The organism is Streptomyces sp. NPDC058051 (genome assembly GCF_042885475.1).
Lineage (GTDB): Bacteria > Actinomycetota > Actinomycetes > Streptomycetales > Streptomycetaceae > Streptomyces.
In genome coordinates this window covers 73447-91409 of record NZ_JBHVRW010000012.1, presented here as the reverse complement: position 1 = coordinate 91409, position 17963 = coordinate 73447, and the positions used below count along the sequence as shown (strand labels likewise).

Sequence of the window (17963 nt, the reverse complement as noted above, 5' to 3'; positions counted from 1 at the left end):
AGGTCCTGGCCATGATCAAGGTCATACGGGGCAACCCGACCCCCGAGGAGCTGGCCGCCGCACTGGCGGTGGTCCGGGCGCGCGCCGCGGCGACGGCCGACGCGCCGTCCGCCGCACCGGCACTGCCCGGCCAGTGGTCCGACCCGGGGCGCATCGCCCGGCGCGAGCGCCGTCTGCCGGGGCCGCGCGCCTGGGCACGGACGTACTGGCCCGGGTAGGCGCGGGAACATCTGTCTGTCCGCTATCTGTCCGCGCGCGAGGGCGATCCGGCCCGTACACACCAGGGCGCCTGAGTACCCGTACTCAGGCGCGGTGTCCGCCGCGGCAGCAGGATCGGTCCATGCTGTGGTCCGACCCGGAGAACAAGGCGCCGAAGGAACTGCGCGACGCCCAGGACATGATGCGGCGCGTGGGAATGGTGCTCGCCCTCGCGATGGTGGTCGCGATGCTCGTCCTCGGGACGCGGTGACGGGTTCGGGAGCGCCGCACGGGCGGAACGGCCGGTACACGCGACGGTGGGGGCGAGGCGTGCGGGATCCCGCACGGGGGCGCGGTCCCCGGACCTCGCCTGCCGCGTGCCCCGGGGTTCCGCCCCGGCCCCCGGCGCTTCCCTTCTACGATGGCCCGTATGACTGATCAGCGCCGTCTCGTGCTCGCCTCCGCCTCCCCCGCCCGTCTCGGCCTTCTGCGCCAAGCCGGTTTCGCGCCCGAGGTGATCGTCAGCGGGGTGGACGAAGACGCCCTGAGCGCGCCGACACCGTCCGAGCTGGCGCTCGTGCTCGCCGAGGCCAAGGCCGCCGCGGTGGCCGGCCGGCCGGAGGCGGCGGGCGCCCTCGTCATCGGGTGCGACTCGGTGCTGGAACTCGACGGCGCGGCGCTCGGCAAGCCGGCCGACAGCGAGGAGGCCATCGCCCGCTGGAAGTCCATGCGCGGCCGGGCCGGTGTACTGCGGACGGGTCACAGCGTGATCGACACCGCGAGCGGCCGTACGGCCTCGGCGACCGCCTCCACGACCGTCCGTTTCGGCGAACCGACGGACGCCGAGGTCGCCGCCTACGTGGCCTCGGGCGAGCCGCTCCATGTCGCGGGCGCCTTCACTCTGGACGGCCGCTCGGCGCCGTTCGTCGATTCCATCGAGGGTGACCACGGCAATGTCATCGGGCTCTCGCTGCCGCTGCTGCGCCGTCTGCTGGGCGAGCTGGGGATCTCCGTGACCGAGCTGTGGGTCTGAGCCGGACCGTGCGGGCCGAGTCGCCTCAGGTCCACCAACCCGGCCGGACCGTGCCGGTCAGGGCGCCCCGCACGCACCGCCCCGGCCGGACCGTGCCGGTCAGGCCGTAGCCGGCGCGCTCGGTTCGATGTCGTCCGTGGGCCGGTCGGACTCGGGGCCGTACGCCACCAGCGTCAGCACGATCAGGCCGAGCACCACCATCAGCCACGCGAACGCGGCCCAGCCGACCAGTCCCACCGTCAGCGCACCCAGCACCCCGTGCACCACCGCGCAGACGATGAGGGCGATGCGACCGATGCGGCCGGGGGTACGGTCACGGACACCGGTCAGCAGGAGGACCAGCCCGCACAGCAGCAGGTACAGGCCGAAGACGCCGCCCATCGCCCAGGTGCCGTTGGCCATGGCCCCGGATTCCATCCCGGCCAGCGACATCTCCTGGTTCTTGACGACCGTCGCCAGAATGCCGTTGATGAGCACGACACCCACAGCTTCCACGAACAGCACGATCGCGGCCACGAACGCCACTGGTCTGCGCACCACGGTGCTCACCCCCTGTTACCTCGCGTACGTGCGACAGCGCGGACCCTACTAATGGGTAACGCTCCGGACAAGGGCCCCGCCCTCCTCCATCCGCGCCGTGTACCTCCGACGTGCACCCGCACACTCTCCCCGCGCCCCCTCCTCGCGCCTGAGGTGTGTCGGGCAAAGAATCGTTCGCCCATTAGTGGGGACTGGACAAAGAATCGCCGGGCGTAACAGCTTGCCCGAACAGAGATCTGGACCACACCTCGTGGCTACTGTGCGGTCATGGAACGCGGCGTACCTTGGTGCCACAAGGGATTTAGCTACTTGAGCAAGCCTCGAATCACACTCCGTGTGGGCAAGCTCACCAGTGGGGACGGGTCGTAGGGCCGTGTCGGTAGTCCCTAAACTCAGCTTGTTTCAAGGAGGGAGCCATCGTGCGCAAGGTGCTCATCGCCAACCGTGGCGAAATTGCTGTCCGTGTTGCTCGGGCATGCCGGGATGCCGGAATCGGGAGCGTGGCCGTCTACGCCGACCCGGACCGGGACGCTCTGCATGTGCGGGTGGCCGACGAGGCATTCGCCCTGGGCGGTGACACCCCGGCCGCCAGTTACCTCGACATCGCCAAGGTACTCCAGGCCGCCAAGGACTCAGGCGCGGACGCGATCCACCCGGGATACGGCTTCCTGTCGGAGAACGCCGAATTCGCCCAGGCCGTCATCGACGCGGACCTGACCTGGATCGGGCCGCCGCCGCAGGCGATCCGCGACCTCGGCGACAAGGTCGCCGCCCGTCACATCGCCCAGCGTGCGGGGGCCCCGCTGGTGGCGGGTACGCCCGACCCGGTCGAGGGCTCCGACGAGGTCGTGGCGTTCGCGAAGGAGCACGGGCTGCCGATCGCGATCAAGGCCGCCTTCGGTGGCGGCGGTCGCGGCCTGAAGGTGGCCCGCACGCTGGAGGAGATCCCCGAGCTGTACGACTCCGCGGTCCGTGAGGCCGTCGCGGCGTTCGGCCGCGGGGAGTGCTTCGTGGAGCGCTATCTCGACAAGCCGCGCCACGTCGAGACGCAGTGCCTGGCCGACACCCACGGCAACGTCGTCGTCGTCTCCACGCGTGACTGCTCGCTCCAGCGCCGCCACCAGAAGCTGGTCGAGGAGGCCCCGGCGCCGTTCCTCAGCGAGGCGCAGAACGCGGAGCTGTACGCGGCGTCGAAGGCCATCCTCAAGGAGGCCGGATACGTCGGTGCGGGCACCGTGGAGTTCCTCGTCGGGACGGACGGCACGATCTCGTTCCTGGAGGTCAACACCCGCCTCCAGGTCGAGCACCCGGTCACCGAGGAGGTCACCGGCCTCGACCTCGTACGCGAGATGTTCCGCATCGCCGACGGCGAGAAGCTCGGCTACGACGACCCGGCCATGCGCGGGCACTCCTTCGAGTTCCGGATCAACGGCGAGGACCCGGGCCGCGGGTTCCTGCCCGCCCCGGGCACGGTGACCGTCTTCGCGCCGCCGACCGGTCCCGGTGTCCGTCTCGACGCGGGCGTGGAGTCCGGTTCCGTCATCGGTCCCGCCTGGGACTCGCTCCTGGCGAAGCTGATCGTGACCGGCGCGACCCGCGAGCAGGCCCTCCAGCGGGCGGCGCGCGCGCTGGCCGAGTTCCGTGTCGAGGGCATGGCCACCGCCATTCCGTTCCACCGTGCGGTCGTCTCCGACCCGGCGTTCACCAGCGACCCGTTCCGGGTCCACACGCGGTGGATCGAGACCGAGTTCGTCAACGAGATCAAGCCCTTCGCCTCCCCCGCCGACGCGGAGGCGGAGGAGGAGAGCGGTCGCGAGACCGTGGTCGTCGAGGTCGGCGGCAAGCGACTTGAGGTCTCGCTGCCCTCGTCACTCGGCATGAGCCTGGCCCGTACCGGACTCGCGGCGGGCGCCAAGCCCAAGCGTCGTGCGGCGAAGAAGACCAGCTCCGCGGCGTCCGGCGACACCCTCGCGTCCCCGATGCAGGGCACCATCGTCAAGATCGCCGTCGAGGAGGGCCAGCAGGTCCACGAGGGCGATCTCATCGTGGTCCTGGAGGCCATGAAGATGGAGCAGCCGCTGAACGCGCACCGCGCCGGCACCGTCAAGGGGCTCGTCGCCGAGGTCGGCAGCTCGGTCTCCTCCGGCGCCGTCATCTGCGAGATCAAGGACTGATCGCGCGGTACCCGACGTTTCACCGGGGCCCCTGGGAGTCATTCCCCAGGGGCCCCGGTCTCGTTCGAGGACGGTGTGCGTCACCCCTCGACAGGTGATGCGGCCTGCGGCGCGGCGTCCGACCTCGCGGCGGTCTGCGGCGCGGCGTCCGACTTCGCGGCTTCCGGCCTTGTGGCTTCCGGCTTCGCGGCGTCCGGCTTCGCGGCTTCCTGCGGGGCGGCGGCGGGCGGGGCGGCGGCCGGCTTCGCGGCGAGCAGCAGGATCAGGGTCAGTGCCAGAAAGCCCGCTCCGGCCAGCAGCCCCGTCGAATAGCCCTCGACCATCCCCTCCGGCCCCGGCAGATCCGCCGCCCGGACCGCCGCCCCGTACACCGTCACCAGCGCGGACAGCCCCAGTGCGCCGCCGACCTGCTGCATGGTCTGCATCAGTCCGGACGCGGCGCCGGCCCGGTCCGGGGTGACGCTGGTGAGGATCAGGACGCTGAGCGGCATGAAGACGAACCCCAGCCCCAGGCCGTTGATCAGGAGCGGTCCGAAGAGCGCCGTCCAGTAGCCGCTGTCCGTGGAGAGCATGCTCTGCAGCAGGATTCCGGCGGCGGCGAAAACGAGTCCACCGCCCGCGGTGCGTCGCAGACCGTAGCGGGCGAGCGCCCGGGGCGCGAGCATGGACGAGGCGAAGATGCCGACGGCGAGCGGCAGGAAGGCGAGTCCGGTGCGCAACGGGCCGTAGTCGCGGACGAGTTGGAAGTACTGGGTGTCGAAGTAGAAGACGCCGAACATCGCGGCCGGCACCAGCAGCATCCCGGCGAAGGCGAGGGCACGGTTCCGTACGGCGAACAGGTCGAGCGGTACGACGGGCTGCCGCGCCCGGCTCTCCACCGCGAGGAACGTGCCGAGCAGCACGGCCGCCGCGACGAATGCCCAGGTCACCTCGGCCTCACCCCAGCCGTGGTCGGCGGCGCGGATGAACGCGTAGACGAGCGCGGTCACCCCCGACGTACCGGTGAGGGCGCCGCCGACATCGAAGCGGGCACCGCGGACGCGGGCCGTCTCGCGGATGGCGAGCGGGGCGAGCACCAGGACGGCGAGGCCCACGGGGACATTGATGAAGAGGGTCCAGCGCCAGGAACCCACCTCGGTGAGCACACCGCCGAGGATCATCCCGACCGCCGAACCGGCGGCGGCCACACCCGTGAACATGCCCAGCGCGCGGTTGCGTTCGGGTCCTGCGGCGAAGGTGGTGGTGATCAGCGCGAGCGAGGACGGCGCGGCGAGTGCGCCGCCGACGCCCTGCGCGGTCCGGGCGACGAGCAGCAGCGAGGCCTGATCGACGAGGCCGCCGAGTAGCGAGGCGACGGTGAAGATCAGCACACCGACGGTGAGGGCGCGGCGGCGGCCGATGAGGTCGCCGAGCCGGCCTCCGATGAGCATCAGTCCGCCGAAGGCGAGGGTGTACGCGTTGAGCACCCAGGACAGTCCGGCCGGACTGAAGTCGAGTTCCTCGCCGATGTCGGGAAGCGCGATGTTCACGACAGTCGCGTCCAGGATCAGCATCATCTGGCAGGTCAGGATCAGGGCGAGGGCGAAGGCGGGGCGGGGCGGTAACGCGGAGGTGGCGTGCGCGTGCGTCGTGGTGTCGGCCGTGGCGCCCGATGTGGCCGCGGCTTCGGTTTCCGGCATGGCGGTATCGCCTCCAGGAGAGGATAAACGGAGGTTGCCTCCGAAACGATACGGAGGGTGCCTCCGGATATGCAATGGCATCCTGGACCCCGGGGCGGAAAAAGGGAGGACTGCGCAATGGCGATGAGCCCGGCACCGACGCCGGCCAGGCCGATGCGCGCCGATGCGCGCCGCAACTACGACCGACTGCTGGAGGAGGCCCGTACCGCCTTCGCGGAACACGGCACCGACGCGTCCCTGGAGGACATCGCGCGACGCGCGGGGGTGGGGATCGGCACGCTGTACCGGCACTTCCCCAACCGGCACGCGCTGATGGGCGCCGTTTTCCAGGAGGCCGTCGGCTCGCTGATCGCCCGCTCCCACGAACTCACGAGGGCGGAGCAGCCCTGTGGGGCGCTGGTGGAGTGGCTGGGCGCGATCATCACTCATGCGGGTGAGTACCGCGGCCTCGCTCAGGCGCTCATGTCGACGTCACGGGACAAGAACTCGGCCCTGTCCCAGTGCAATGTGCCGCTGCGCGAGGCGGGGTCCACGCTGCTGACGCGCGCTCAGGCGAGTGGGGCCGTACGGGCGGACGTATCCATCGACGACGTCCTGCAGCTGACGAACGCGATCGCGCTGGCCGCGGAACAGGCGCCGGACGACCCGGAGTTGGCAGGACGCCTGCTGATGCTGACCCTTCAGGGGCTGAAGGGGCCGAAGACGGAGGGAAGTTGATGACCCCGTAGTCGGGGCCGGGTGCAGCCCCCCACCGGAAGCCGGGCGTGCCGCCCGGCGCCGGGACGACGCAGGGCGGGGCGGGGCGGGGCAGGGCGGGGCGGGAGAGGAGCCCCCGCCCCCGCTACGAGGCCCGCTATCAGGCCCCACTACCGGCGCCGCAGGGCCGCGTACCGGCACCGCAGGGCCCCACGGGGGCGAAGAGGCCCCACCGGCGCCCCCTCGAACGCACGCCGACGTGAGGCCCCGCTACCGGCGCCGCAGATCCGCCACTCTTGCCCGGTCCCCCTGCCCCGGTTCGGCCATCGCCGCCGCGCTCCGCAGCTGCTGTGGGCCCGGCGCCCCGGGGCCGCCTCCGCGCGTACGGCGCTGCCCGGGCAGCGGCATGTCCCGGCGGGCCTGGCGGCCCGGCGGGAGGGTCTCGGCCGACGCGGAGCCGCTTCCGGCGCCGGCCACCGCGATCTGCACCCCCTGGTCGGCCAGGGCCTGCAGTTCGGTGGCGGCACGGTCGTCGTGACCGGGGGGCTCATCCGTCACGAGGCGGGTGATGAGGTCCGTCGGCACCGTCTGGAACATGGTGTCGGAGCCGAGTTTGGTGTGGTCCGCGAGGACCACCACCTCCGCCGCGGCCTGCACCAGGGCCCGGTCGACGCTCGCCGAGAGCATGTTGGAGGTGGACAGACCGCGCTCCGCGGTGAGCCCGCTCCCGGAGAGGAACGCGCGCGAGACCCGCAGCCCCTGGAGGGACTGCTCGGCCCCGCTGCCCACCAGGGCGTAGTTGGAGCCGCGCAGGGTGCCACCGGTCATCACCACTTCGACCCGGTTGGCATGGGCCAGCGCCTGGGCGACCAGCAGGGAGTTGGTGACGACGGTCAGACCGGGAACCCGCGCGAGCCGGCGGGCCAGCTCCTGCGTGGTCGTACCGGCACCGACGACGATGGCCTCGCCCTCTTCGACGAGACCGGCGGCCAGATCGGCGATGGCCGTCTTCTCGGCGGTGGCGAGATGGGACTTCTGCGGAAAACCGGACTCGCGCGTGAAGCCGCCCGGCAGGACCGCACCGCCGTGCCTGCGGTCGAGGAGTCCTTCTGCCTCCAACGCCCGCACGTCCCGCCGTACGGTCACTTCGGAGGTCTGGACGACGCGGGCGAGCTCACGGAGCGATACCGCCCCGTTGGCACGCACCATTTCGAGGATCAATTGACGACGTTCTGCAGCGAACACGAAACTGACAGTAACGTGACTACCCGAGTGTTTTCAGCAGTTTGCGCCGAATAACAGAAGTTGTACATACAAGGGGTCGCCAAGTGGTATAGGCGGCCCCGTTGTTGTTCCGTTCCGACCGTCGAACAGCGGCCGGACCCGTCCGGGATGCCGGGATCCGCCGGGAAATGCCGGTCTCCCTGAAGGCGCTTACCCCTGGTCCGTGAGCTTACGGGTGTGCAATTGACGGGCCACTTCCGCGATCGATCCCGACAGGGACGGATACACGGTGAAAGCGTTTGCGATCTGTTCCACTGTCAGATTGTTGTCGACCGCGATCGAGATGGGGTGGATCAGTTCGCTCGCCCGCGGCGCGACGACACAGCCGCCGACCACGATTCCGGTGCCGGGCCGGCAGAAGATCTTGACGAAGCCGTCGCGGATGCCCTGCATCTTGGCGCGCGGGTTGCGCAGCAGCGGCAGCTTGACCACCCTGGCGTCGATCGTCCCGGCGTCGACGTCGGCCTGGGTGTAGCCGACGGTGGCGATCTCGGGGTCGGTGAAGACGTTCGAGGAGACCGCCTTCAGGTTCAGCGGGGCCACCGCGTCACCGAGGAAGTGGTACATCGCGATCCGGCCCTGCATGGCGGCGACGGAGGCGAGCGCGAAGATCCCGGTGACGTCACCGGCCGCGTACACACCGGGGACGCTCGTGCGGGAGACCTTGTCGGTCCAGATGTGGCCGGACTCCTTGAGCCGGACCCCGGCCTCCTCCAGGCCCATGCCCGCGCTGTTGGGGATCGCGCCGACCGCCATCAGACAGTGGGAGCCGGAGATGACCCGGCCGTCGGCGAGGGTGACCTCGACCCGGTCGCCGACCCGCTTCGCGGCCTGGGCGCGGGAGCGGGCCATGACGTTCATGCCGCGGCGCCGGAAGACGTCCTCCAGCACGGCGGCCGCGTCCGGGTCCTCACCCGGCAGCACCCGGTCGCGCGAGGACACGAGGGTGACCCGCGAGCCGAGCGCCTGGTAGGCGCCGGCGAACTCGGCACCCGTCACACCGGAGCCGACCACGATGAGCTCCTCGGGCAGCTCGTCGAGGTCGTAGACCTGGGTCCAGTTCAGAATGCGCTCGCCGTCGGGGAGGGCGTCCGGGATCTCCCTCGGGTGACCGCCGGTCGCTATCAGGACCGCGTCGGCGGTGAGCCTCTCCTCCGTGCCGTCGGCGGCGGTCACGACGACCGTGCGGGAGCCGTCGGCGGCCTGGAGGCCGTCCAGCCGGCCGCGTCCGCGCATCACGCGCGCCCCGGCGCGGGTGACGGAGGCGGTGATGTCGTGGGACTGGGCGAGCGCCAGCCGCTTCACACGCCGGTTGACCTTGCCGAGGTCGACGCCGACCACCCGGGCCGCCTGCTCGACGTGCGGCGTGTCGTCGGCGACGATGATGCCCAGCTCCTCGTACGAGGAGTCGAAGGTGGTCATCACCTCTGCCGTCGCGATCAGGGTCTTCGAGGGTACGCAGTCGGTGAGCACCGACGCGCCGCCGAGGCCGTCGCAGTCGACGACGGTCACCTCCGCGCCGAGCTGGGCGCCCACCAGCGCCGCCTCGTACCCGCCGGGTCCTCCGCCGATGATCACGATCCGGGTCACGAAAAGTCCGCCTCGCGTATGTCATCCCGCGGCCGTCTGCTGCCCCGGCCGGGGGTCCGGGGGGCCGCCCCGGGGAATGCAGTACGTACTTCATTGTCCCGCACGCGCCAAGGTGCTTCGCCCCGGGGCCCTCCATACGTGCGCCGGAGCGCGCGCGGCGGGGCTCCAAGGCGGCCCGGGGGCCGCGGGCGGACGCGGGTGCGGACCCCCGAAGGGGGTCTTCCTCACAGGAATCGACGTTCCGGCCGCCACCTCCCGTACCCTCGACCCCATGTCGCTCTACGCCGCGTACGCCGGCAACCTCGACGCGCGGCTGATGACGCGCCGCGCACCGCATTCCCCGCTGCGCGGCACCGGCTGGCTCAACGGCTGGCGGCTGACCTTCGGCGGGGAGCAGATGGGCTGGGAGGGCGCGCTCGCCACGGTGGTGGAGGCCCCCCGCTCCCAGGTCTTCGTGGCGCTGTACGACCTGGCCCCGCTGGACGAGGACTCCATGGACCGGTGGGAGGGCGTCGGCCTGGACATCTACCGGCGCATGCGGGTGCGGGTGCACACCCTGGACGGCGACGAGCCGGCCTGGATGTACGTGCTGAACGGGTACGAGGGCGGGCTGCCGTCCGCCCGCTATCTGGGCGAGATCGCGGACGCGGCGGAGTCCGCGGGCGCCCCGCACGACTATGTGATGGAACTTCGCAAGCGCCCTTGCTGACCCGCCCGACCAGCACTTTTGTATGAATGTACGAGCACGTCCGCGCAGACTGTGCGCAGGGGCATCTACGCGCGTAGGGAATCACCGGCTACCCTCATCGGCGTGAACGCATCAGTTATTCCGGACCACATCCAGGGCGACCCGCACGCCGCTGCGGCCGACGCCGCCGTCCGCCTGCGCGAGCTGACCGGTATCGAGACCCACGACGTCGCGCTCGTGATGGGCTCCGGCTGGGCACCCGCGGGCGATGCGCTCGGCACTCCGGAGGCCGAGTTCCCGGTGACCGACCTGCCCGGCTTCCCGGCCCCCGCCGTGCAGGGGCACGGCGGGACGATCCGCTCGTACCGGATCGGCGCGAAGCGCGCCCTGGTCTTCCTGGGGCGCACGCACTTCTACGAGGGCCGCGGCGTGGCCGCCGTCGCGCACGGGGTCCGCACCGCCGTCGCCGCGGGCTGCAAGACCGTCGTCCTGACGAACGGCTGCGGCGGTCTGCGCGAAGGCATGCGCCCCGGACAGCCGGTGCTGATCAGCGACCACATCAACCTCACCGCGGCGTCCCCGATCGTGGGCGCCAACTTCGTCGACCTGACCGACCTGTACTCGCCGCGGCTTCGCGCGCTGTGCAAGGAGGTCGACGCGACGCTCGAAGAGGGCGTGTACGTGCAGTTCCCCGGTCCGCACTACGAGACCCCGGCCGAGATCGGCATGGTCCGTGTCATGGGCGGCGACCTGGTCGGCATGTCCACCGTGCTGGAGGCGATCGCCGCCCGGGAGGCGGGGGCCGAGGTGCTGGGCATCTCGCTGGTCACGAACCTGGCGGCGGGGCTGAGCGGCGAGCCGCTCAACCACGAGGAGGTGCTGCGGGCCGGTCGGGATTCCGCCACGCGGATGGGCGCGCTGCTGGCGCGGGTGCTCGAACGGATCTGAGCCGGACCGCGGTGGGGGCGGTGCGCCCACAGGTGCGCCCGCGGGTGCGCCCGGCGACCGCGGCGGGCCTGTGACCCCGCTCCCGCCCGGACCGGAACACCGGCCGGGCCCCGCGCCCCGCACGCCGGCGAGGCTGAACTCTCTGTACCGCGACCCGCAGAAGGGCGGACACCGTGCAGCAGGACCTCATCGCGCGGGCCAGGACATGGCTCGCCGAGGACCCCGACCCCGAGACCCGTGACGAGCTCGCCGAGCTCATCGCCACCGAGGACCTCGACGAACTCGCCGTACGGTTCGCCGGCACGCTGCAGTTCGGCACGGCCGGGCTCCGCGGGGAACTGGGCGCCGGGCCGATGCGGATGAACCGCGCGGTCGTCATCCGGGCCGCCGCGGGACTCGCCGCCCACCTCAAGGCGGAGGGGCGGACCGACGGGCTCGTCGTCATCGGGTACGACGCCCGCTACAAGTCCGCCGACTTCGCCCGTGACACCGCGGCCGTGATGATCGGCGCGGGCCTGCGCGCGGCGGTACTCCCCCGCCCGATGCCCACTCCCGTGCTGGCGTACGCCATCCGGCACCTGGGCGCCGTCGCGGGCGTGGAGGTGACGGCCAGCCACAATCCGCCCCGCGACAACGGTTACAAGGTCTACCTGGGCGACGGCTCGCAGATCGTCCCCCCGGCGGACGGCGAGATCGCCGCCGAGATCGCCGCGGTCGGCCCGCTCGACGAGGTGGCCCGCCCCGAGAGCGGCTGGGACGTACTCGGCGACGAGGTCCTGGCGGCCTATCTGGCCCGTACGGACGCCGTGCTCGACGCCGGGTCGCCGCGTACCGCCCGGGTCGTGTACACCGCGATGCACGGCGTCGGCACCTCCGTACTGACCGCCGCCTTCGCCCGGGCCGGGTTCCCGGAGCCCGTGCTCGTCACCGAGCAGGCGGAGCCCGACCCGGCCTTCCCGACCGTCGCGTTCCCCAATCCGGAGGAGCCCGGCGCGATGGATCTCGCCTTCGCCACCGCTCGGCGCACGCACCCCGACCTCGTCATCGCCAACGACCCGGACGCCGACCGCTGCGCCGTCGCCGTTCCGGACCCCGCCACCGACGGCGGCTGGCGGATGCTGCGCGGCGACGAGGTCGGGGCGCTGCTCGCCGCCCATCTGGTGAACCGCGGCGTGACCGGTGTCCTCGCCGAGTCGATCGTGTCGTCCTCGCTCCTCGGCAGGATCGCCGAGAAGGCGGGCCTCGGTTACGAGGAGACGCTGACGGGCTTCAAGTGGATCGCCCGCGTGGACGGCCTCCGGTACGGGTACGAGGAGGCGCTCGGCTACTGCGTCGACCCGGAGGGCGTCCGCGACAAGGACGGCATCACGGCCGCGCTGCTCGTCGCCGAACTGGCCTCGGTGCTCAAGGAGCGAGGGCGTACGCTCCTCGACCTCCTCGACGACCTCGCGGTCGACCACGGGCTGCACGCCACCGACCAGTTGTCCGTCCGGGTGGAGGATCTCTCCGTCATCGCGGACGCCATGCGGCGGCTGCGCGAACACCCGCCGACCGCGCTCGCCGGCCTCGCCGTCACCTCGGCCGAGGATCTGTCCCGGGGCACCGCGCAGCTGCCGCCCACCGACGGGCTCCGCTATCACCTCAGGGGCGCCCGCGTGATCGTCCGCCCGAGCGGCACCGAGCCGAAGCTCAAGTGCTACCTGGAGGTCGTGGTGCCGGTCGGTTCCGCCCAGGAGCTGCCCGCGGCCCGTGCGAAGGGTGCGGAGCTGCTGGCCGGGATCAAGCGGGACCTGGCGGCGGCGGCCGGGATCTGAGCCGTACGCGCCGGGGCGGGTGACATGGCCGGGATCCGGCCCGCACGGACCGGGGCCGGTGACCTGGCCGGCCCCATGACGGGGTTCACGGGTGCGGAGAAGGGTGCCCAGCGGGCCGCCGGGGGGTGTGGAGGCGTCGTCGGCGGGTGAGGAGGCGTCGCCGGGGGCGTACCGCGAACCCGTCCGGTGAGCGCGGCGGGCCCGCGAGGTGCCGTCCGAAGCGGCCGTTCACGTCATCGGCGGTACGGGTGTGCCGCGGGGGCCCTTCGTCCGGCTGCCGAGGAGCGCACCCGTTCCGCCGGCCGCATGCCAGGAGCGAACCGTTCCTCCGGCCGCGCGCCGAGGACCGGACGGACCGGACCGTTCACCTGCGGTTCAGCGCCGGGGCACGGCGTCCAGCGCCGGGGCGATGACGGCGAAGGCCCGGTCGGTCAGTTCTTCGGGGTCCTCGGCGCCGTCACTGCCGCTCCACCGTTGCAGCACGGTGTCGAAGGCGGTCAGCGCCATGCCGACGGCGAGCTGCGGGTAAAGATCGGTGACCGGGTCGAGCCCCGAGCGGGCCGCCAACTCCTCCGTCAGGTCGTCGCGCCACTGCACCTGGCGCTCCAGGAAGCGGGCGAGCAGGGCGGGGGTACGCAGAATCAGCTGAACCACCGGCAGCGCCCTGTCGGAGTGGTCCCCACAGGCGGCGACGGAGACCCAGACGGTCTGTCGCAGCGCGACGGAGGGCCGCTCCTCGACGGGGCGGGCCGCCAGCTCCGCGCGCATACCGGCGCCCATGTCGGCCAGGAACTGGACGACCACATCCTCTTTGGACGCGAAGTAACGGAAGAACGTCCTCTTGGACACTCCGGCAGCGGTCACGATCTCGTCGACCGTGACCGCGTCAAACCCTTTCAGCGCCAGCAGTTGCAGCGCCGCTTCGGTCAATTCGTTCGCGACGAGCTGACGTTTGCGCTGGGCCATGCTCACTTCGGGGCGGGAGGTCACCGCTCCATCCTACACACCACGCCTTCCGCGACACTCAGACGCACCTTGACACCGAGTGCCACCGAAGGCAATCTATGCCGCATGACGCAGCAGCGCTGGACTCCCGATCAGATCCCCGACCAGACCGAGCGGGTATTCGTCGTCACCGGAGCCAACAGCGGCCTCGGCCTGGCGACGACCCGGGCGCTCACCCGCCGGGGCGGGCACGTGATCCTCGCGGTACGCGACGAGGAGAAGGGCCGACGGGCGGTCGCGGACATCACCGCCGAGCAGCCGGGCGCACGCCTCGAAGTGCGCCACCTCGACCTGGCGGATCTCGACTCGGTCCGGACCTTCGCCGCCCAGTTGCACACCGACCATCCGCGACTGGACGTCCTCGTCAACAACGCCGGGGTGATGGCGCCGCCGCGCTCACTGAGCGCACAGGGCCACGAACTGCAGTTCGCCTGCAACCACCTCGGCCACTTCGCGCTCACCGGGTTGCTGCTGGACCTGCTGACCGTCGGACACGACCCCCGCGTCGTCACGGTGAGCTCGATCAACCACCGGCAGGGGCGCATCCACTTCGACGACCTCACCGGCGAGCGCGGCTACCGGCCCATGGGCTTCTACAACCAGTCGAAGCTCGCCAACGCTGTTTTCGGGCAGGAACTCCACCGACGGCTGACCGGGGCCGGAAGCCCGGTGCGCAGCGTGCTCGCCCACCCCGGCTACACCGCCACCAACCTGCAGACGAGCGCGCCGATCGGCCTGTGGCGGGTGGTGTTCGGCCGTATCGGCAACCCGTTGCTCGCCCAGTCCCCGGCCCGCGGCGCGCTGGCGCAGCTGTACGCCGCGACCGACCCGGGCGTGGAGGGCGGTCAGTTCATCGGTCCGAACGGCCTCGCCGAACTGCGCGGCGAACCGACACAGGTCCGCCCGTCCCCCACGGCGGCCGACGCCGAGACCGGCCGCCGCCTGTGGGAGGTGTCGGAAGAGCTGACCGACGTACGGTTCGTGTTCCCGACGCCCGTCTAGGCCGCGTCTGACACATGGCGCCGTCCGCCCGGAGGGCGGGGCCGGCGGTGTCCGGCGCGTGCGATCGCAAGGCGGAGGGTCGTCCTCGTAGTGGGCCCACTCGGACGATCCCGACAACGCAGCGGGCGTGCGTGTCAGGCGCCGCCGGGCAGGCGGGATCTGTTCAGACACGGCCCGGCACCACGCCCGTCCGGACCGCACCCGTCCGAGACAGCGAGGCGGAAAGGGGTGCTCCGCGGAGCCGCGCCCCGGCGGGAGGCCGACACGGTCCGGCGATCGGTCAGTCGGGTGCGGGCCGACCGCCCGCACCGGTTCGCCCGCACCGAGCCGACCGAGGGAGCGGCACGCCACCCTGGACGCGGGATCCCGAGCACCACCGGCGGGAGACCCACCCGACCCGACACGCCTCGCTCGGGGCTGTGTCAAGGAACGACACGCCGCCGCCAGGGTGACAGGCGATCAGAAAGTCGCCCGGTCGGGCGAACGGCACACCAATGCGCCTGTTCGCGACGGTTGCCGACGGGTCATCAGGCCGCATGTGAGCGGCGTACGGGTGACATACGGGTGACTCCCGACCCGTCCGGCACTCTGGCGCCGGTCTTTCAATATGCCCGATATGACAGGAATAACAGCCATACGTACCTTCAGTCACGGGTCGACTACGCAGCCGACCTCTCTGAGACAGGAGAAGTGACGTGGCTACACGTTCCATCATCATCGCCGCCGCCATCGCGGCCTCCGGGGCCTTGATCGCCGCCGGCAGCAGTTTCACCTCGGCCGCCCCCTCCGACGCGCCCCCGGCAACCCCGGTCGCCCGACAGGCCGCCGTCCCCGCTCCGGCCCCCAACAACGGGAGCGACAGCGGTAAGGGCAACGGAGACAGGGGCAACAGCGAGGGCAGGGACAACGGGAGCAACGAGAACGGGAACAGGGGCAACGACGACAGAGGGTACGGAGACAGGGGAGGCGAGGGCGGAGACCGCGGCGAGGGGCGGGGCGACGAAGGCGGCGACCGCGGCGAGGGCCGGGACCGCGGAGGCCGGGACTACGACGAGGGCAGGATCCACTTCAACGACCGCACGTACTCCGCCTTCCCCAGCGGCTGCGTCACCGCGGCCAGCGGCCTCGGCTCCACGAGCTTCAACATCTTCAACGACAGCCGGCGGACGGTCGAGGTCTTCAGCGGGGCGACCTGCGACAACGGTGGGCCGGTGGCTGTCGTCGGACCGTACGGCGCCACCGATGGCGTGTTCCCGCAGCGCGTCGGCGGAGGCGTCTTCGTCAACGACGGAGTGGGGGCGAGCTTCCGAGTGATCGAGGACGGTTTCGGCGACTGGTGAGCGACCGGGGCACCCGACCGACGCGTGACAGAACCTCGGCCCGCCGGAATCGGGCCGGGGTTCCGCGCATGACCCGACCCCCTCGGCGAACCGCGCGCCCGAGGACCACCCGGGAGAGGCGCCACCCCGGAGAAGGATCGGCCCTGAAAGCGCCACCCCGGAGAAGCACCGTCCCGAGAGACGGGCAGGGAACGCCGTGGCACGGCAGCGTCAGGCGTTCGGCAGCCCAGATGATTAGGTAGACTGGTCTACCTAATCAGGGAAGGGGCCTGTCATGGCTGATGCGACGGCCGCGGGGCAGCACCCCGTGAAGCGGCGGCAGGGGCCGGCGCGAGGGCGGATTCTTGAGGCCGCGGCGCGCCGGTTCTATGCCGACGGCGTGGCGGCGACCGGGATCGACACGATCACCGCCGAGGCCGGCGTGGCGAAGATGAGCCTCTACAACAACTTCGCCTCCAAGGCCGACCTCGTCTCCGCCTACCTCCAGGCCCGGCACGAGGAGTGGCTCGGCCTCTACCGGCGGCGCCTGGCCGGCGCGCAGGGCCCCCGGGAAGCCGTCCTGGCTGTCTTCGACGCCTACGCCGACCATGCCGGTCTCGCCTACGAGCACGGCTTCCGCGGTTGCGGGCTGCTCAACGCAGCCGCCGAACTGCCCACCGGGCACGAGGGACGGGCGGTGGTGCGCCGTCACAAGGAGGAGGTCGAGAGCCTGCTCGCCGCGCACCTTCGGGAACTGTTGCCCGGCCAGGACGAGAAGGCCCGCGCCACGGCGGAAAACCTGGCGTTCCTGCTCGAAGGGGCCATCGTGCGCGCGGGGCTCGAAGGGGACGGCGCGCGCGTGCGCCGCGCGCGTGGCATGGCGGCGCGCCTGGTGGACGGCCTGTGACACACGGGCCGGGGCGTGCCGCAGGTCCGGGAGCGGGGGCGCTCGCCGTCCTGCTGGCCTCGGTGCTGTGGGGCACCACCGGCACCGCCGCGACGTTCGCACCGCAGGTGGGGCCGCTGGCGATCGGCGCCGCGGCGATGGGCCTGGGCGGCCTGTTGCAGGCCCTGCTGGCCGGTCCCCGCATCGTGCGGGCCCGCGCGGTACTGAGGGCCCAGTGGCGGATCGTGCTGGTCGGCGGGGCGGGCGTCGCTCTCTATCCGCTGGCGTTCTACACCTCGATGCACCTGGCCGGCGTCGCGGTGGGAACGGTCGTGTCCATCGGCTCGGCCCCGCTCGCATCGGCCTTGATCGAGCGGCTCGCCGACCGGCGGCGCCTGTCCCGGCGGTGGATGACCGGTGCCGCCCTGGGACTGACCGGCACCGTGCTGCTGTGCGCGGCCGACGCCGCGCAGGGCGGCGCAGGCACCGGTGCGGGGTCTGCGGGGCGGACCGTCGTGGGTGTGGGCCTCGGGCTGGTCGCCGGCGCGACGTACGCCGTGTACGCGTGGGCCGCGCACCGCCTCATCACGCGCGGCATCACGTCGCGCGCGGCCATGGGCGGGGTGTTCGGGCTCGGCGGGCTGCTGCTCGTACCGGTGCTGCTGTCCACCGGCGCGCCGCTGGTGGCCTCCTGGACGAACGCGGGCGTCGGCCTCTACATGGCGCTGGTGCCGATGTTCACCGGGTACGTCCTCTTCGGGTTCGGTCTGTCCCGCATCCCCGTCAGCACGGCGACCACCCTTTCCCTCCTGGAGCCCGTCGTCGCGGCCGTGTTCGCGGTCCTGATCGTGGGCGAACACCTGCCCGCCCTCGGCTGGACCGGGATCGCGCTCGTCATCGCCTGCCTCGGTGTGCTGACCGCCCCCGGCCGGCGTGACTCCGCGCCGGCCGCGCGCCGCACAACCACGGCGCGGCGGGTCGGCTCCGGAGCGCCCGGCGCCTCGCACGCGCCGGAGCCCGGACGACCGTCGCGGGCGGACGCGAGCGGAGCGACGAACGACGGGTTTCCCGCCTGACGGACGTGCCATCCCGACGGACGTGCCATCC

The 17963-nt window shown here is 72.0% G+C and carries 17 protein-coding genes; 12 read left to right on the top strand and 5 right to left on the bottom strand.

What is annotated here, in order from left to right; translation table 11 throughout:
• Positions 1 to 11 precede the first annotated feature (11 nt).
• From ACFVUT_RS20330 to ACFVUT_RS20320, 3 genes are all read left to right on the top strand, one after another.
• Positions 12 to 218 (top strand): acyl-CoA carboxylase epsilon subunit, encoded by a 207-nt coding sequence (locus ACFVUT_RS20330; protein WP_389651306.1) that lies wholly within the window; start codon positions 12 to 14, stop codon positions 216 to 218.
• Between the two features lie 122 nt (positions 219 to 340).
• Positions 341 to 469: a morphogenic membrane protein MmpB gene (gene mmpB / locus ACFVUT_RS20325; RefSeq protein WP_389651303.1), complete on the top strand. Its 129-nt coding sequence runs from the start codon at positions 341 to 343 to the stop codon at positions 467 to 469.
• A gap of 150 nt (positions 470 to 619) precedes the next feature.
• Entirely contained in the window at positions 620 to 1231 is a 612-nt protein-coding gene (locus ACFVUT_RS20320; RefSeq protein ID WP_389651300.1) for a Maf family protein, read from the top strand.
• Between the two features lie 99 nt (positions 1232 to 1330).
• On the opposite strand, the gene ACFVUT_RS20315 is transcribed toward ACFVUT_RS20320, so the two are convergent.
• On the bottom strand, positions 1331 to 1780 hold the full coding sequence (locus ACFVUT_RS20315; RefSeq protein WP_389651297.1) for a hypothetical protein: 450 nt from the start codon (positions 1778 to 1780) through the stop codon (positions 1331 to 1333).
• Positions 1781 to 2190: 410 nt separating this feature from the next.
• Between ACFVUT_RS20315 and ACFVUT_RS20310 the strand changes: the two genes are divergently transcribed.
• Positions 2191 to 3945 (top strand): acetyl/propionyl/methylcrotonyl-CoA carboxylase subunit alpha, encoded by a 1755-nt coding sequence (locus ACFVUT_RS20310; protein WP_389651295.1) that lies wholly within the window; start codon positions 2191 to 2193, stop codon positions 3943 to 3945.
• Positions 3946 to 4025: 80 nt separating this feature from the next.
• On the opposite strand, the gene ACFVUT_RS20305 is transcribed toward ACFVUT_RS20310, so the two are convergent.
• Entirely contained in the window at positions 4026 to 5624 is a 1599-nt protein-coding gene (locus tag ACFVUT_RS20305; protein ID WP_389651292.1) for an MFS transporter, read from the bottom strand.
• A gap of 117 nt (positions 5625 to 5741) precedes the next feature.
• On the opposite strand from ACFVUT_RS20305, the gene ACFVUT_RS20300 reads away from it, so the two are divergent.
• A complete protein-coding gene (locus ACFVUT_RS20300; RefSeq protein ID WP_389651289.1) occupies positions 5742 to 6341 on the top strand; it encodes a TetR/AcrR family transcriptional regulator in 600 nt (199 codons plus the stop codon).
• 249 nt (positions 6342 to 6590) lie between these two features.
• Here ACFVUT_RS20300 and ACFVUT_RS20295 read toward each other — a convergent pair whose 3' ends face one another.
• Positions 6591 to 7565, bottom strand: coding sequence for a DeoR/GlpR family DNA-binding transcription regulator (locus ACFVUT_RS20295; protein WP_389651286.1), 975 nt, complete (start codon positions 7563 to 7565; stop codon positions 6591 to 6593).
• Positions 7566 to 7754: 189 nt separating this feature from the next.
• Entirely contained in the window at positions 7755 to 9194 is a 1440-nt protein-coding gene (locus tag ACFVUT_RS20290) for an NAD(P)H-quinone dehydrogenase (protein WP_389651283.1), read from the bottom strand.
• A gap of 271 nt (positions 9195 to 9465) precedes the next feature.
• Between ACFVUT_RS20290 and ACFVUT_RS20285 the strand changes: the two genes are divergently transcribed.
• The 3 genes from ACFVUT_RS20285 (at position 9466) to ACFVUT_RS20275 (ending at position 12644) form a co-directional block, all read left to right on the top strand.
• The gene (locus tag ACFVUT_RS20285) at positions 9466 to 9903 is read left to right on the top strand and encodes a gamma-glutamylcyclotransferase (RefSeq protein WP_389651280.1); all 438 of its coding nucleotides are present in this window, start codon (positions 9466 to 9468) and stop codon (positions 9901 to 9903) included.
• 102 nt (positions 9904 to 10005) lie between these two features.
• Complete coding sequence (locus tag ACFVUT_RS20280; protein ID WP_389651277.1) at positions 10006 to 10830, top strand: purine-nucleoside phosphorylase; 825 nt, start codon at positions 10006 to 10008, stop codon at positions 10828 to 10830.
• 173 nt (positions 10831 to 11003) lie between these two features.
• Complete coding sequence (locus ACFVUT_RS20275; protein WP_389651274.1) at positions 11004 to 12644, top strand: phospho-sugar mutase; 1641 nt, start codon at positions 11004 to 11006, stop codon at positions 12642 to 12644.
• A gap of 375 nt (positions 12645 to 13019) precedes the next feature.
• Here the strand turns inward: ACFVUT_RS20275 and ACFVUT_RS20270 are convergent, their stop codons facing one another.
• Entirely contained in the window at positions 13020 to 13610 is a 591-nt protein-coding gene (locus ACFVUT_RS20270) for a TetR family transcriptional regulator (RefSeq protein ID WP_389651686.1), read from the bottom strand.
• A 105-nt stretch (positions 13611 to 13715) separates the two neighbouring features.
• Between ACFVUT_RS20270 and ACFVUT_RS20265 the strand changes: the two genes are divergently transcribed.
• The 4 genes from ACFVUT_RS20265 (at position 13716) to ACFVUT_RS20250 (ending at position 17932) form a co-directional block, all read left to right on the top strand.
• A complete protein-coding gene (locus tag ACFVUT_RS20265) occupies positions 13716 to 14651 on the top strand; it encodes an oxidoreductase (protein WP_389651271.1) in 936 nt (311 codons plus the stop codon).
• Positions 14652 to 15346: 695 nt separating this feature from the next.
• Positions 15347 to 15991, top strand: a complete 645-nt coding sequence (locus tag ACFVUT_RS20260) for a hypothetical protein (RefSeq protein ID WP_389651268.1) — start codon at positions 15347 to 15349, stop codon at positions 15989 to 15991.
• A gap of 274 nt (positions 15992 to 16265) precedes the next feature.
• A complete protein-coding gene (locus ACFVUT_RS20255) occupies positions 16266 to 16877 on the top strand; it encodes a TetR/AcrR family transcriptional regulator (RefSeq protein ID WP_389651265.1) in 612 nt (203 codons plus the stop codon).
• Positions 16874 to 17932 carry a DMT family transporter gene (locus ACFVUT_RS20250; RefSeq protein ID WP_389651262.1) on the top strand — a complete coding sequence of 353 codons (1059 nt, stop codon included), beginning with the start codon at positions 16874 to 16876 and terminating at the stop codon, positions 17930 to 17932. The genes ACFVUT_RS20255 and ACFVUT_RS20250 overlap by 4 nt, the downstream gene beginning before the upstream one ends.
• Positions 17933 to 17963: the final 31 nt, after the last annotated feature.